The organism is Pseudomonas sp. DCA-1, from assembly GCF_046523955.1.
Lineage (GTDB): Bacteria > Pseudomonadota > Gammaproteobacteria > Pseudomonadales > Pseudomonadaceae > Aquipseudomonas > Aquipseudomonas putida_Y.
Genome location: NZ_CP169881.1, coordinates 2914995 through 2930304 on the forward strand (window position 1 = coordinate 2914995; position 15310 = coordinate 2930304).

Here is a 15310-nt window from a genome sequence, read left to right on the forward strand (position 1 = left end):
TCGTGTCAGCCCAGTTCAGCCAACGCCTGCGCTGCATAGGCATGTGACCGCTGCCGCGCCAGCGGGTCATGGATGCGGCAGTCGATCATCAGCTCGTCCGCCCCGGTCTGCTCAATCAGCGAGCGCAGCCCTTCCCTCACCCGTTCAGGCCCTCCGGCTACGGTGCAGGCCATCACCTGCTCGAGCACGGCGCGCTCGTGGTCCGGCAAGCGTTCGATGTAACCCTCTTGCGGCTTGGGCAGCAAGCCAAAGCGCCCGACATGCAGGTCCAGCATCCACTTGCGGTGGGAGCTGGCCAGGTAGTCCGCCTCAGCATCGCTGGCAGCGGCGAACAGGTTCATGCCAACCATCACATACGGTTTGGCCAGTTGCGCGGAAGGCTGGAAGTTGGCGCGGTAATGGGCAATGGCCTGCAGCAGGTAACGCGGGGCAAAGTGCGAGGCGAAGGCATAAGGCAGGCCCAGCTTCGCCGCCAGGTCAGCACCGAACAGGCTGGAACCGAGGATCCACACCGGCACATCGTGCGCACCCGGTACGCCGCGCACCCGGCGTTTGCCGTTGTCCGCCAGGTAATCACGCAGCTCGGCAATGTCCTGGCTGAAATCTCGCTCTGGCGCGGCGCCGCGCAATGCACGCACGGTCGGCCCGGACGTGCCTGGCGCACGGCCCAGGCCCAGGTCGATACGGCCCGGGTGCAATGTATCGAGGGTGCCAAACTGTTCGGCCACCACCAACGGCGCATGGTTGGGCAGCATGATGCCGCCAGCCCCAACACGAATGTGTCGGGTGGCATTGGCGATTTCGTTGATCACCAGCGAAGTGGCAGCCGAGCCAATGCCCGGCATGTCATGGTGCTCGGCGATCCAGTAGCGGCTGTAGTGCTGTTGCTCGACATGCCGCGCCAGCTGGCGGGATTCTTCGATCGCATCGGCGAAGGTCTTGCCTTCGCCGATCATGACCAGATCCAGTACGGACAGTGCAGTCATGGGGTCTCCAGAGGGATTATCAATGGCTGCCAGTTTCCATGCTGCGCCGCCAGCGATAAACCCAGTTTCAGGCCCGGCATAGGGGCCTGGCATTCCCCAATCAGTATTCCCAAGGCACGCCCGGCTCCCAGCTGGCCACCAACAAGTCGATGAAGCCGCGTACCCGAGGGGACAGGTGGCGCTTGCTTGGGTAGACGATGCGAATGGGGTCTGCCGGGGGGCGGTAGGCGTGCAGTACCTCCACCAGATTGCCAGCGCGCAGGTCGTCACCGGTGATATAGGTAGGCAGGTGAATCAGACCGAAACCGGCCCGGGCGCCGTCAAGCATGGCCTCGGAACTGTCGATGTTCAGCCGCCCGGGATCTTCGCACAGGTGCAGCCCCGCTTCTGTGTGAAAGCGCCAGGGCATGGCCTTCTCGCCGGCCAGGAAGGCAATCTTGTCATGGCCATAGAGGTCGCCGGGCATCTGCGGCACACCGCGCTTCTCCAGATACGCAGGCGATGCACAGGTCACGAACTGCTGCCAGGCGACGGTGCGCGTCAGCAATTGCGAGTCTTCCTTAGGTGCACCGATGCGCACGGCCACGTCCACGCCCTCTTCGACCAGATCAACGAAACGGTCGGTGAAGCGGATATCCGCCCGCAGTTCGGGCCATTGCTTGAGGTACTGGTCGAGGATAGGCAATACATGGCGCTGCCCGAGCGACAGCGGTGCGGTCAGGCGCAGGGTGCCAGTGGGCTTGCCGCGGCGCAGGGCCATGGTGCTTTCGACCTCGTCCAGGTCATCCAGAATCTGCCGCCAGCGCTCGAACGCCACCAGGCCTTCATCGGTCAGGCTCAGCTTGCGCGTAGTGCGGTTGAGCAGGCGCACCGCCATGCGGGCTTCCAGGCGGGCGATGCTCTTGCCCACCGCTGAACGCGTCAGGCCCAGGCTGGCAGCCGCAGCTGTGAAGCTGCCGGCCTTCGCGGCGCTGACGAAAGCGGCGATGTCGCCGAAGCGGTTGGGTTCCATGGTGTTTTCCTGACGCTGATCGAACCGCCATAGATGGGTGCGATTTCAGGCAATGCAAGGTTCCTGATCTAGTGGGGCTGCCTTGCAGCTTCCGTCTGCCCGAGGTAGCGATCGGTCCAGTTAGCCAGCGGCAGTGGCGGCTGCTGGTCGACAATGCGTCGCCAGATAAGCATCAGCTCTTGAGCGTTGAACAGCGAGCCAGGCCCGCTGCCTCGCCACGGCGAAGGTACACCGACCATCCACTGCCCTTGATGATCGCGCTGAGCCATGTTGAAACGGAAGGTGTAATTCCCCGGGATACCCATGCGCAGGTCGGTGACCACCAGTGCGTCGCCAATCTGGTCATAACGCAGCCAGTCATCGGTGAACCAGCGCAAGCGCTGGTGCAAAGGGTCATTGTTCAGTGCTTGCGCCAGTTCCAGATTGCGCGACAAGCGTTGCATTTCGGGGGGTTGCTGGTCGAGCACGCTGCTGATGCCTTCGTAATAATCACCATCCGGGGTCTTGGCCAACACCCGCCAGACCAGGCTGTTGAATGCCATCGGCACGGCACGCACCTCGCTCACGACGATACCTTGCTGGTCCAGTGCCGACTGGAAACGCTGCTCGGCAGCCATGCGCCCCGCCAGGCCGAAACCCAGGTAGCAGGTACTGAACACCAGGGCCATGGTCAGCAGGCGGGTAGCCCTGCGGGTCACGCCCTTCATGAGGGTGAAGACCACCGCAGCCAGCAGCGGCACGGTGTAGACCGGGTCGATAATGAACACCGCCGCCCAGCTTTCAGGGGTGGTGTGCAAAGGCCAGAACAACTGCGTGCCGTAAACCGTGAAGGCGTCGAGCACCGGATGGGTTACCAATACCAGCCAGAACGCCAAAAAAAGCCTGGGCAAGGTATACCCCTTTCCGGGCCAGCGCTTGTTGACCAGCCAGGCCAACAGCAAGGCCAGGCCGGTGAGCACGAACAACGAGTGGGAGAAGCCGCGATGATAAGTCATCTGCGACACCGGGTCGGCATAGCGAATGATCACATCCAGGTCCGGCAGCGTGCCCAGTGCTGCACCGTACAGCAGCGAGCGTCGGCCCTGGATGCGCCCGAGCACGGTCCCTTGCAGCGCCGCGCCAAGTACGGCTTGGGTGATGGAGTCCAAGGTGGGGATTCCTGAAAGAGTCGTTTCCGCACGCTACCCCCATACACCCCTGATGCGCAATTCTCCTGAATGGCTCAGAACAGCTGCCAGGTGTACACCAGCGTCAGGCGGTTCTCGTCGATATCACTGCGGTAGTTGGAGCGCGCCATGGCATTCCTCACCCGAATCCCCAACCCTTTCAGTGCCCCGCTCTGCACCGCATAGCCGATATCCAGATCACGCTCGCGATCACGCCCCTCGTAACCCAGCCCGGTATCGACATTGTTACCGGTTATGTAGCGCACGGTCGCTGTCAGGCCCGGCACGCCCATGGCGGCGAAGTTGTAGTCGTAACGCACCTGGTACGAGCGTTCGTCGGTGTAGGCAAACTCATAGGTCGGCACTTCGTTGCCCAGCGGCGAGATGTTGGCGAATACCCGTGGGAACGGGCTATCGCCATAAATGCCCTGGTAGCCGGCATGGAAGCTGTGCCCGCCGTGCCGGGCAGTGAACAGCGAGAAGAACGCCTGGTTGTCGATGTTGCCCAGCAGCGCATCGCCTTGCTCACGCGCGGTGAAATAACCCAGGTTGGCGCTGAGTACCCAGTCCCCGACGGGTTTGCTGTGCTTCAGGCCAACGAAGCCTTGTTGGTAGATGTCCTCCAGCTGACCGTACCAAAGGCTGAGGCTGCTCTGGTTGGCATTGAACGCATAGTCCCCACCCACATAGTTGAACGCGTCGCTTTCGGCCTGCCGCATCGGCACATGGCCAAGCATCGCGTTCATCTTGCCGTCGCCGCCTTCGTTGCGCAGGTGGGTGCTTTTCAAGTGCCCGGCCTGCACGGTCAGCCCGTCGATTTCCGACGAACTCAAACTCACGCCCTGATAGGTGGGTGGCAACAGGCGAATATCACTGAAGGTCAGCACCGGCAGGTTCGGTTGCAGTTCACCTGCACGCAGTTCGGTTTTTGATATCCGGGCCTTGAAGGTCGGCGCCAGGCGGCTGTACTCATCGGCAGCACGGCCGTCGCCATGCACCGGCAACAGGCCGGTATTGGCGCGGTCTGGACTGCTGTCCAGCTTGATCCCCAGCAACCCCAGGGCGTCCACGCCAAAGCCGACCGGGCCCGGGGTGTAGCCACTTTTGAAGTCGAGGATGAAACCCTGGGCCCACTCCTCGGCCTTGGACTGTTTGTTGGCCCCGACAATGTCGGAGAAATCGCGGCTGAAGTAGTAGTTACGGGCACTCAGGGTGGCCTTCGAATCCTCGAAGAAGCCGCCTTCGGCAGCCAGCAGTGGCTGGCTGAGCAATGTCAGGCCCAGGGCAACGCAAGGGGTGTGGTTCATTCCGAAGCTCTCTTGATCTTGTTTTTATGGGTAAAGCGTTGGAAACACGGCAGTTCATGGGGTACGGCGCAGCACCTCCCGGGCACGTGGTTGGCGCAGCCTCAGCAGCGCGTGCGCCAGCAGGCCGAACAGCAGCCCCCAGAACGCTGCCGACAGGCCCAGGAAAGCCACCCCCGAAGCGGTGACCAGGAAGGTGAACAGCCCGGCGTCGCGCTCGGCCGGTTCTGCCAGACTGCGGACCAAGGCTTCGCTGATGGCGCCATACAGGGCCAAACCGGCCAAGGCCGCGATCAGTACGGCGGGAAAGGCGGCGAACAGCGACATCAAGGTGGCCCCGGCAATGCCCAGCAGCAGATACAACACACTGCCAGCCACCGCTGCCACATAACGCCGTTGGGGGTTTTCATGGGCTTCCTGGCCGGTGCACAGGCTGGCGGTAACCGCCGCCAGGTTCAGCCCGTGGCAACCGAACGGCGCCAGTAGCGCCCCAGCCAGGGCACTGGCGCTGATCAGCGGGCTGGCCGGCGTGACGTAGCCAGCGTTGCGCAGTACCGCCATACCCGGCATGAATTGCCCGGTCAGCGCCACCAGCACCATCGGCAGCGCCAGACTGAATACCGCCGACAGGCTGAACTGGGGGGTGATCCACTGGGGTGAGGCCAGTTCCAGCACCAGTACTTCGCTGCGCAACGTACCGCTGGCCACGGTCACCAGCATGCCCACGCCCAGCACCGCAGCCACGGCATAGCGCGGCTGCACCCGACGCATCAGCACGTAGGTGACGAACATCGCCAGTACCAGCAGCGGTTGCACCGGCAAGGCGCGGAACACCTCGATGCCAAAACTGAACAGGATCCCGGCCTGCATACCGGCAGCGATAGAACCCGGCAGGCGCGCGATGATGCGGTCGAAGGCCCCGCTGATGCCGATCAGCAGCAGGACCAGGTTGGCCACCAGGTAGGCGCCCACGGCCTGCGCCAGGCCCAGTTGCGGCAAGGCGGTGACCAACAGCGCCGACCCCGGGATCGACCAGGCGATCACTACCGGCACGCGGTAGCGCAGGCTGAGCAGCGCACCGAGTACGGCACTGCCCATGGACACGGCCCAAACCCAGGACGACAACTGCTGGTGCGACAGGCCGGCCGCTTCGGCGGCGTGGAAAATGATCACCAACGGGCCGGCGTAGGAGATCGTGGTGGCAATGCAGCCGGCGACAATGGCCGATACAGAGCAGTCTTTGATCAGCGTTTTCATGAAGCGTCTCGCAAGGCAGCGGCCGGCCTTTGTGGCGGGCTCTTGTTTGGGTGTTGGCTGCTTCGCGGGCATGCCCGCTCCCACAGGTGAAGCCTGTGTAGTCGTTGTGGGAGCGGGCAAGCCCGCGAAACAGCCCACTCGGTGGATCAGGCCTCCTGCAAAGCCCGCGGCCGCCCGCTGCGCTGCTCATCGGCACCGCCCTGGGCCTGCTGCAACTGGAAGTCGAACTTCAGCTCGGCATGCCGACCCTCCGGCCCTTCGACGAACACCACCTCCCCGACCAGCCCGTCCCGTGTGGCATAGGCAAAGTCATCCCACAGGTACTTGTCCCCCGACAGGTTTATCTGCGTGGTCAGGTGCCGGTACCCTGGCGCCGATATAAAGAAGTGCACATGCGCCGGGCGCTGGCCATGACGGCCCAGCAGGTCCAGGCATTCCTGGGTTGGCCCCTGCGGGTCGCAGCCATAGCCCGATGGCACGATGGAGCGCGCGCGGTAGCGCCCCTGGGCATCGGTAACGATGCGCCGACGCAGGTTGTACGCCGACTGGCTTTGGTCGAAGAACGAATAGGTACCGCGGGTGTTGGCATGCCACAGGTCGACCGTGGCACCCGGTAGCGGGTGTCCGTGCGGGTCCAGCACCTGGCCTTCCAGGAACATCACCGTGGCGACGCCCTCCTCGCTGCCGTCGTCCATGCGCACTTCACCTTGGGCAATCGGTGCGCCAGCCACGTACAACGGGCCTTCGATGGTGCGTGGAGTACCGCCAACCCGCCCTGCCTCGTGGTCCTTGGCATCCTGCAGCAGGTCAAGGAAGTGTTCGAGGCCCAGCCCCGCCACCAGCAGCCCGGCCTCGCCGCGACCGCCCAGGCGGTTGAGGTAGTCGACGGCGTGCCAGAACTCGTCTTCGCTGATGTCCAGGTCTTCGATCAGCCGCGCGGTGTCCTGCAGCAGGCGCTGCACGATGCGTTTGAGGCGTGGGTTGCCGGCCGCATTACCAAAGCCTGCGGCCTCCTCGAAGAACTGCTGTATCTCGGCAGTATGGGAAATGTTCACGGTCATGGGGGTTACCTCGTCTTGTTCTGTTCGGTTCAGGCCTGCGCCGCCAGGGCCTGGGCGTGGCGCCGACCACTGGCCAGGTGCACGGCCATGGCCAGCGCGGCGATGGCGCCAGGGATGGCAAAGGCAATGAAATTGAGTTGCAGTGGCAAGTTGATGCCCATCAACGCACCGCCCAGCAGCGGGCCGACGATGGCGCCATTACGGCCGATGCCCGAGGCCCAGCCCAGACCGGTAGAGCGCACCGACAGGCCGTACATCTGCGCAGCGCCTGCATACAGCAGGATCTGCGTACCAATGGTGGTGGCGCCGGCAATGAAGATCAGCAGGTACAGCACCGGCATCGGGCTGTTCACCCCCAGCAGGCTGATCGACAGTGCGGCGGCAATGAAGAACGCCACCTTCACCTTGACCAGGTTGTAGCGGTCGCCCAGCCAGCCGCCGAGGATTGCCCCGGCCATGCCGCCAAAGTTCAGTGCCAGCAGGAATGACAGGCTTGAGCCCAGGCTGTAGCCGGCGTTGGCCATCAGCTTGGGCAGCCAGGAGCTCAGGGCGTAGACCATCAGCAGGCAGCAGAAGAACGCAACCCACAGCGCCAGGGTGCGAATCGCCAGGCCATTGCGGAACAGTTCCAGCACCGAAGCGCTGCTGCCTTTGCGGTCGGCCGCCTGAAGCACATCATCGGCCTGGACATCGCAGTCCGGGTCCAGCCGCTTGAGTAGCGTGCGTGCTTCCTCGATACGGCCTTGGCGCACCAGGAAGCCGATGGATTCAGGCAGGTAGTAAAGAATCACCGGTAACAGCAGCAGTGGCACAGCGGCGGCAAAGAACATCGATTCCCAGCCAAAACGCGGCAGCATGAAAATGCCGACACCTGCCGAAAGCATGCCGCCTAGCGAATAGCCACTGAACATGATCGCCACCAGCGTGCTGCGCAGGCGCTTGGGCGCGTATTCGTTCATCAGTGCCACGGCGTTGGGCATCAGGCCGCCACAGCCCAGGCCGGCGATGAAGCGGTAGATGCCAAACTCGCTCGGGCTGCTGGCAAAGCCGTTGAGGATAGTCGCCCCCGAAAACAAGGCGAAACAGATGGCAATGCCCTTCTTGCGCCCGATACGGTCGGCCAGGCTGCCAAAGGCCAAGGCGCCGAACATCATGCCGAACAGCGCATAGCTGCCCAGTGCACCGGCCTGCAACGGGGTCAGCCCCCACTCTTTCATGATGACCGGCAGTACCACACCGTAGATGAACAGGTCATAGCCGTCGAAAATCAGCAGCAGGCCGCACCAGGCCATGACCATCCAGTGAAACGAGGTAAAGCGCGCATTGTCGATGATCGGGTGTACGTCAAGGGTTCGCATGGCATCTGTCGCTCTTGTTTTTGTTGTGAAAGAAAGCTTTTGCCTTGAGGTTGCAGTTCAGCCGAGATCGCCGCCCCCTACCGGCAGGGTCACGCCGGTGATGTACGAGGCTTCGTCGGACGCGAGGAACAGAATGGCCCCCACCTGCTCGTCGATACTGCCGTAGCGGTGCATCAGACTGCTGTCGAGGGTCTGGTCGACGATCTGCTGGTACCAGTGCTTTTCCTGCTCGGTTTGCGCTGCACTGTTGCGCGGTACCCGCCGGGGTGGCGCTTCGGTGCCGCCGGGCGCGGTGGCGTTTACACGGATCCCACGGCCAGCCGTTTCGAAGGCCAGGCAGGCGGTGAGCGCATTGACGCCGCCTTTGGCCGCGCCATAGGGCACACGGTTGACGCCACGGGTGGCGATGGAAGAAACGTTGACGATGACGCCGCTGCCACGTTCAAGCATGTAGGGCAGCGCGGCATGGCAGCACCACAGTGTCGGGAACAGCGAACGGCGCACTTCGGCCTCGATCTGCTCGACATCGTAGTGCTCGAAGGGCTTGGCCCAAATGGTCCCACCTACGTTGTTGACCAGAATGTCGAGGCGCCCAAAGGCTTCCACCGCGCTGGCCATGACCCGGGCGCAGTCGGTGTGTTGCTCCAGGTCGGCGGTGAGGGTAAGCATGCCTTCACCCGCCAGCTCGTGGACCAGTTCGGAACGGTCTACGGCCACCACTTGCGCACCTTCGGCCTTCAGCCGCCAGCACACGCCACGGCCGATGCCTTGTGCAGCACCGGTGACCAGGGCGACCTTGCCTTGGAATCTGTTGTTCATATGCAAATCTCCAGTTCGCGAGAGACCCTGCGGCTGCAACTGTCTTGCTCAAAGCCTGAAAGGCTGCGCGATCACTGTGGAAGCGGGCTTGCCCGCGAACACGGGCGAAGCCCGTGCCATCCACCGCGCAACCTGCTTCGCGGGCTCGCCCGCTCCCACAGGGTCGGCGTATTGCTTTGAATCAGAGGGGGCTGTCAGGCCGCAGCCGCAAACTTCTCGTAGTAGAAGTTGGCCGGGGTAATGCCCTGCTCGCGCACGTACTGGCTGACCGCTTCCACCATGGGTGGCGGCCCGCACAGGTATACGTCCACATCGCCGTCATTGAGGTGGCGTGGCTCGATGTGCTGGGTGACATAGCCCTTCTGCGGGTACTGGCTGTCCGGGTTGGCGACGCAGGCGCTGTAGGTGAAGTTGGGGATACGTGCCGCCAGCGCTTGCAGACGGTCGAGTTCGACCAGGTCGAAGTCGTTGGTCACGCCGTAGATCAGGTGCAGCGGATGCTCACTGCCCTGCTCGGCGATCTTCTCCAGCATCGCAGTGAACGGCGCCAGCCCGGTACCACCGGCCAGCAGCAACAGCGGGCGCTGGATCGGCCGCAGGTAAAAGCTGCCCAACGGCCCGGCCAGGGTCAGGCTGTCGCCAGCCTTGGCAAGGTTGGTCAGGAAGCTGCTCATCAGCCCACCCGGTACGTTGCGGATCAGGAAGCTGACTTCGCCGTCCTTCTGCAGCGAGCTGAACGAATAGGCCCGGCTCTGCTCGCTGCCCGGCACCTTGAGGTTGACGTACTGCCCCGGCAGGAAGGCCAGACGGCTCAGGGCCTCGCCCTTGATCGACAGGGCAATGGTGCTGACCGACAGCTGGCGGACATCGCTGATGGCGGCCTCGAAACTGGCCTGCTCGGTCTTGCACAACTGCGACGAAGCCGGGATGCGGATGACGCAGTCGCTTTCGGCGCGCATCTGGCACGTCAGCACGTAGCCTTCGGCGATTTCGTCTTCGCTCAAGGCGTCTTCGATGAAGTTGTCGCCAAGGTCATAACGACCGGACTCAGCCTTGCACTTACAGGTCCCGCAAGCGCCGTCACGGCAGTCCAGCGGAATGTTTATGCCTTGGCGGTAAGCGGCGTCGGCCACGGTTTCTTGACCGGTGGCTTCAATGAATCGGGTAACCCCGTCTTCGAAATTCAGTGCGATCTGGTAGCTCATGTTGCACCTCGCGGGCGAGCCGGGCCACGGCGCGTCACAAGACGCACCGGGCAATGCTCGCAAAACCCTGTATCAGATGTGGTAGATGTCGATGACCTGGCGGACGTAGTCGTTCTTCAGCACCACCTTCTTGGCCTTGATCAGCGGCTGCTCGCCGCGCAGGTCGAGGGTGTAGAAGCTGGTGCCGAAGTAACTGTCGGTGGTCTTGTAGCGGAAGCTGAGAGTGTGCCAGTTGAAGCGCACCTGGCAGCTACCCTCGCCCTGCTCGACGATCTCGATGTTGCTGATGTTGTGCGAGGTGCGGGTGTCGGGCACGGTCGCACTGGAGCGCTCGGTCTTGATGCGGAACACGCGGTCTTCCAGGCCGCCACGGTTGCCGTACCAGATCAGCGAGATTTCGCTTTGCGGGTCTTCGGTGAGGGTGTCGTCATCGTCCCAGCTCGGCATCCAGAAGCTGGCATCGCTGGCGTACAGTTCCAGCCACTGGTCCCACTGGGCATCGTCCAGGTAGCGCGCTTCGCGGTACAGGAAGTCGCGCACGGTTTCATACAGGCTCATTGCACGGCCTCCACGGGGATCAGCTGCTGTTCGTCCTTGAGGGCCTGGATCATGGTGTCCTGCCAGTACTTGTGCTGCAGCACGAACAGGCCTTCGTCCTCGGTGCGCACGCCCGACAGCAGGGGTTCGAGTTCAATCTCCTTGGCCGCCTCATCGGCACCTTCGACCCAGTGTTTGGCGCCGCGAGACATGTCGTTCCAGCCGGTACCGCCGCCGTAGCCGGTCTGGCACGAGCGGAATTCTTCCAGGTCGTCCGGGGTGGCCATGCCGCTGACGTTGAAGAAGTCTTCGTACTGGCGAATACGCTTTGCACGGGCATCGGCGCTCTCGCCTTTCGGCGCGATGCAGTAGATGGTGATTTCGGTCTTGTTCACCGAAATCGGACGGGCAACGCGGATCTGCGAGCTGAACTGATCCATCAGGTACACGTTGGGGTACAGGCACAGGTTGCGCGAATTTTCGATCATCCAGTCGGCGCGCGCCTGGCCGAAGTCGGCAGCCAATTGGTCGCGGCGTTCATAGGCCGGGCGGTCTTCCGGGTTGGCCCAACGGGTCCACAGCAGCAGGTGGCCGTGGTCGAAGGAATAGAAACCGCCGCCCTGCTTGGCCCAGGCGCCAGCACTCATGGTCTTGATCTCGTCACCCGCCTCGCGCTGCTTGCGCTGGTTCTGGGTGGCAGCGTAGTTCCAGTGCACGGAGCTTACGTGGTAGCCGTCAGCGCCGTTTTCGGCGGTGAGCTTCCAGTTGCCTTCGTAAATGTACGAGCTGGCACCGCGCAGCACTTCCAGGCCTTCAGGCGACTGATCGACGATCATGTCGATGATCTTCGCCGACTCGCCAAGGTGCTCGACCAGCGGCTTCACATCGGCGTTCAGGCTGCCGAACAAAAAACCCCGGTACGACTCGAAGCGTGCCACCTTGGTCAGGTCGTGGGAGCCGTCGCAGTTGAAGCTGTCGGGGTAGCCGGCGTTGCTGGGGTCTTTCACCTTCAGCAGTTTGCCGCTGTTGTTGAACGTCCAGCCGTGGAACGGGCAGGTATAGCTGGAACGGTTGCCGCGCTTGTGCCGGCACAGCATGGCACCGCGGTGGCTGCAGGCGTTGAGGAAGGCATTGAGCTCACCGTCCTTGTTGCGCGCGATGAAAATCGGCTGGCGCCCCATGGTCAGGGTGAAGAAGTCATTCTTCTCGGGGATCTGGCTTTCGTGGGCCAGGTAGATCCAGTTGCCCTCGAAGATGTGTTTCATCTCCAGGTCGAACAGCCGTGGGTCGGTGAACATCTCGCGCTTGCAGCGGTAGATGCCCTTTTCACGGTCGTCCTCGAGCAAGGCATTGAGGTAGTCGAATCCCAGGGACATGGCCAGGGTCTCCCTTGTTATTGTTTAGACCTGGTCAGGTTAGAGGCTGGGATTGGGTCGCAATATCCGGTTTGTGCGGGGTGCTATCCGTTTTGTGCAGGTTGAGGTGACAGGTTCAAGCGCCTCTTCGCGGGCGTACCCGCGAGAGACCTATACGGCTTAACGCCGGTTGCGCAAGGTTTCGGACGGCAACTCGCCAAACTGCTGCCGATACACCTCGGAAAAGCGCCCGAGGTGGAGGAAGCCATAATCCATGGCCAGTTCGGTCACGCTACGTACCGAACAACTGGCATCGCCCAGGCAGGCATGCACCTGTTCCAGCTTGCGTTGTCGCACGTACTGCTTGGGTGTGGTCTGCAGGTGCCGGTCGAACAGCGCATACAATGAGCGCAGGCTCATGCACGCCTGCTCCGCCAGCGCCTCCGCTGTCAGTTCGAACTTCAGGTTGCGGTCGATGTAGTCGATGATCCGCTCCAGGCTTGCACCCGGTGAGCTGAGGCTCTCACGGCGAATATTGGTGCTCATCAGGGTCAGCAGCTTGCTGGCGACAATCTGGCTGTAATGGCCCTGCACCCTGGGCAGTGAATCGCCCACTTCCGCCTCATGGCAAACCATGGCCAGCAGGTTCACGAAGCCATCCAGCTCATCCAGCCGGTAATGATTGCGCAAGAACCGCACGCCCCCATCAGGCCGCTGCCAGCGCTGTTCATCGCAGATCGAATCCAGCAGCTGGGTTGGCACCTTGAGGATGAACTTCTCGCAGTCTTCCGAGTAAGTCAGGTCAACCGGGTCGTCTGGGTTGATCAGCAGCAGCTCGCCCGGTACCAGGTGCTGCTCGCGCTTGTGCCCGCGCCACAGGCAGTTGCCATTGAGCAAGACTTGCAGGTGGTAGATGGTTTCCAGCGCGGGCGACGTCACGCGAACACTGCCGCCATAGCTGATACGGCACAGGTCGAGCTCGGCGAACTTGCGATGGCTGAGGCTGGCCTGGGGGTGGGTGGTACGGGACAGACCGATGCAATGCTGGCCTACATGCTGGTTCACATAATCGGACACAGCGTAAGGGTCGGCGTGGTGAAACACGCTACTGCGCTCGCTCAGCAGGCGGCTTTCCATAGGCAAGGCACTCGGTATCGTTATTGTTCTGGTCGCCGCGCCCTACCGTCTTGTCGGCTGTGGTTGCGGTCATCACGGTCATTCTATCGGGCTGGCTGCGTGTCGCAGGGGCAGGCGACAGCCGGCAAACGGGGACACTACAGCAAAAAGGCGGGGGTTGGGCAATGCAACGATGGGATTGGCTGGGCGGATAGCGGACAGGTCCGGCGTCATGCTTGTTCGTTAATCGAACAGTATCTTGCGGTACTCGCGTGGCCTGCACATGGCGGCGGACCAAGCGCTCCTGCAACGACCGTCATTCACTGCACCGGCAGGAAGTTCATCAGCAACAGGCTCTGCGCGTAGTTCAAGCCTATGCGCCGATAACGCTCATCCAGCAACTCGGCCAGCAAGTCCAGCCGCGCGACGATCTTGCCGAACTCAACGGCAAAACTCAGGTTGCTGCCCTCCTCCGAGATCTCGTTCGAGAACAGCAACAGCACCCCGTTGGCATCTTGCCGCTGACTGAGCATCCATGTCGCCTTCTCGATATTGCGCGCAGCGTTGTTGATGAACAGGGGGTCGATGGTATCGGTCATGTAGAACTCGGTACGCCCGCCATGCGCGGTGATCAGCATGCTGCCAATGGCGTAGATGAAGGCGCCGACCCGGTCCCCGCGAAACTCCGGGCTCAGGGCGTAGCTCAATGCCGCCAGGTCACGGCGGTTGCCCAGTTGTGGCAGCGGCCGGCGTTGTTCGATGGCAATGCGGATCTGTCGCTCGGCGGTGGCGGCATCAAGGTAGCCAGACACCTTCCACTGGTTGGGGTTGCGCAGGTACAGCTTGTTCATCAGCAGGTACAGGCTTTGCAAGTTGTCGCGCATCGACAGCGTGGCCAGGCGGTCGACGCTGGTTTGAAACAGCTCGCTGGGTTTGCCGTCGCTGAACTGGCCGACGATGTCACGGCCTTGCTGCTGAGTACAGGCGCACAGGCATGCCAGGGCACCTGTCAGTAGCAGGCGGGGGAGGAAATTCGAGTAGCTTGCAACCATCGGCACCGGGTCGATATTCGGCGGCTGCGCCGGGAGTCAGCGCGGCCTGGCCAAGCATAGAGCCCGAAAATGGGAAAAAGTGCGGTGGCTGGAGAGAATGGAAAAAACCTGTGGCGGCCTCTTCGCGGGTGAACCCGCTCCCACAAGAAGGGACTCGCCCGCGAGAGGCTAGGAGCGACGAACCCGGATCACATGGCGTGGCGCAACATCTCCACCACCTGCGCATGCAGCGCCGGGTCACCGCAGGCCACCACACACCCGCCATTCTGCGCCGAGCTGCCATCCCAGGCCGTGATCACGCCACCCGCCCCTTCGATGATCGGCATCAGCGCCTGTACGTCATACGGCTGAAGGCTCGCTTCGACAATCACGTCGACAAAGCCCGAGGCCAGCATGCAGTAGGCATAGCAATCACCGCCATAACGCATCAACCGCGCCTTGCTGGCGACCGCTTCGAATGCCGCCTTGCGCTCGGCGGTGTCGAACATTTCCGGCGTGGTGCACATCAGTGTGGCGGCAGACAGGCTGGCGCAGGCACGCGTCTTCAGGGGCGTGCCACTGCGCCAGGCGCCTGCCGGGGTACCCACGAAACGTTCGCCGGTGAACGGCTGGTTCATCACGCCCAGCACGGGGCGGGTGCCGTCATTCAGGGCAATCAAGGTGCCCCACAGTGGCAAGCCGGTAATGAACGCCCGGGTGCCGTCGATCGGGTCGAGCACCCAGGTCAGCGGACTGCTGCCCACTGCAACACCGGCCTCTTCACCGAGAATGCCATGTTCGGGATAACGCGCCTGGATCAGCTCACGCATGGCGTCTTCGGCGGCCTTGTCGGCCACGGTCACCGGGTCGTACAGACGCCCGCCCTTGTCCTCGACTTCCAGGCTGGCGCGGAAGTACGGCGCGATCGCTGCAGCGGCAGCATCGGCCATTTGCTCGGCAAAGGCGCGATACTCAACGATCTGTTCAGCACTCAGGGACATGGGACGGGCCTCGTGACAATGATGGGGCACGCATCATACCCGACACATCGCCCCGGTGTACGCTGCGGCAGTCTAGACTGAACATGATCAGGTTACCGGGGG

Annotated in this window: 14 protein-coding genes; all 14 read right to left on the reverse strand. The window is 62.7% G+C overall.

Translation table 11 applies throughout. The features are described 5' to 3' along the window. Window positions 1-5: 5 nt before the first annotated feature. The 14 genes from ACE4QZ_RS13700 to hisN all read right to left on the reverse strand — a co-directional run bounded on the left by ACE4QZ_RS13700 (window position 6) and on the right by hisN (window position 15208). Window positions 6-986, reverse strand: a complete 981-nt coding sequence (locus tag ACE4QZ_RS13700; RefSeq protein ID WP_004374344.1) for an LLM class flavin-dependent oxidoreductase — start codon at window positions 984-986, stop codon at window positions 6-8. Window positions 987-1086: 100 nt separating this feature from the next. Then, window positions 1087-1998 carry a LysR family transcriptional regulator gene (locus ACE4QZ_RS13705; RefSeq protein ID WP_004374343.1) on the reverse strand — a complete coding sequence of 304 codons (912 nt, stop codon included), beginning with the start codon at window positions 1996-1998 and terminating at the stop codon, window positions 1087-1089. A gap of 68 nt (window positions 1999-2066) precedes the next feature. After that, on the reverse strand, window positions 2067-3146 hold the full coding sequence (locus ACE4QZ_RS13710; RefSeq protein ID WP_021785105.1) for a metal-dependent hydrolase: 1080 nt from the start codon (window positions 3144-3146) through the stop codon (window positions 2067-2069). A 74-nt stretch (window positions 3147-3220) separates the two neighbouring features. Next, window positions 3221-4471, reverse strand: a complete 1251-nt coding sequence (locus ACE4QZ_RS13715; protein ID WP_021785104.1) for an OprD family porin — start codon at window positions 4469-4471, stop codon at window positions 3221-3223. Window positions 4472-4525: 54 nt separating this feature from the next. Next, window positions 4526-5725: a benzoate/H(+) symporter BenE family transporter gene (locus ACE4QZ_RS13720; protein ID WP_021785103.1), complete on the reverse strand. Its 1200-nt coding sequence runs from the start codon at window positions 5723-5725 to the stop codon at window positions 4526-4528. Window positions 5726-5871: 146 nt separating this feature from the next. Further along, window positions 5872-6786: a catechol 1,2-dioxygenase gene (catA, locus tag ACE4QZ_RS13725; protein ID WP_021785102.1), complete on the reverse strand. Its 915-nt coding sequence runs from the start codon at window positions 6784-6786 to the stop codon at window positions 5872-5874. A gap of 29 nt (window positions 6787-6815) precedes the next feature. Then, complete coding sequence (locus ACE4QZ_RS13730) at window positions 6816-8144, reverse strand: MFS transporter (RefSeq protein ID WP_021785101.1); 1329 nt, start codon at window positions 8142-8144, stop codon at window positions 6816-6818. Window positions 8145-8201: 57 nt separating this feature from the next. After that, window positions 8202-8963 carry a 1,6-dihydroxycyclohexa-2,4-diene-1-carboxylate dehydrogenase gene (locus ACE4QZ_RS13735; RefSeq protein WP_021785100.1) on the reverse strand — a complete coding sequence of 254 codons (762 nt, stop codon included), beginning with the start codon at window positions 8961-8963 and terminating at the stop codon, window positions 8202-8204. Window positions 8964-9157: 194 nt separating this feature from the next. Then, a complete protein-coding gene (benC, locus tag ACE4QZ_RS13740) occupies window positions 9158-10168 on the reverse strand; it encodes a benzoate 1,2-dioxygenase electron transfer component BenC (RefSeq protein ID WP_021785099.1) in 1011 nt (336 codons plus the stop codon). A 72-nt stretch (window positions 10169-10240) separates the two neighbouring features. Next, window positions 10241-10726: a benzoate 1,2-dioxygenase small subunit gene (gene benB / locus ACE4QZ_RS13745; RefSeq protein WP_004374327.1), complete on the reverse strand. Its 486-nt coding sequence runs from the start codon at window positions 10724-10726 to the stop codon at window positions 10241-10243. Continuing rightward, window positions 10723-12081, reverse strand: a complete 1359-nt coding sequence (gene benA, locus ACE4QZ_RS13750; protein WP_021785098.1) for a benzoate 1,2-dioxygenase large subunit — start codon at window positions 12079-12081, stop codon at window positions 10723-10725. Before benA ends, benB begins: the two co-directional genes overlap by 4 nt. Before the next feature lie 159 nt (window positions 12082-12240). Further along, the gene (locus tag ACE4QZ_RS13755; protein ID WP_021785097.1) at window positions 12241-13197 is read right to left on the reverse strand and encodes a helix-turn-helix transcriptional regulator; all 957 of its coding nucleotides are present in this window, start codon (window positions 13195-13197) and stop codon (window positions 12241-12243) included. Window positions 13198-13496: 299 nt separating this feature from the next. Further along, on the reverse strand, window positions 13497-14228 hold the full coding sequence (locus ACE4QZ_RS13760; RefSeq protein WP_021785096.1) for a hypothetical protein: 732 nt from the start codon (window positions 14226-14228) through the stop codon (window positions 13497-13499). A 188-nt stretch (window positions 14229-14416) separates the two neighbouring features. Further along, a complete protein-coding gene (hisN, locus tag ACE4QZ_RS13765; protein WP_021785095.1) occupies window positions 14417-15208 on the reverse strand; it encodes a histidinol-phosphatase in 792 nt (263 codons plus the stop codon). Window positions 15209-15310: the final 102 nt, after the last annotated feature.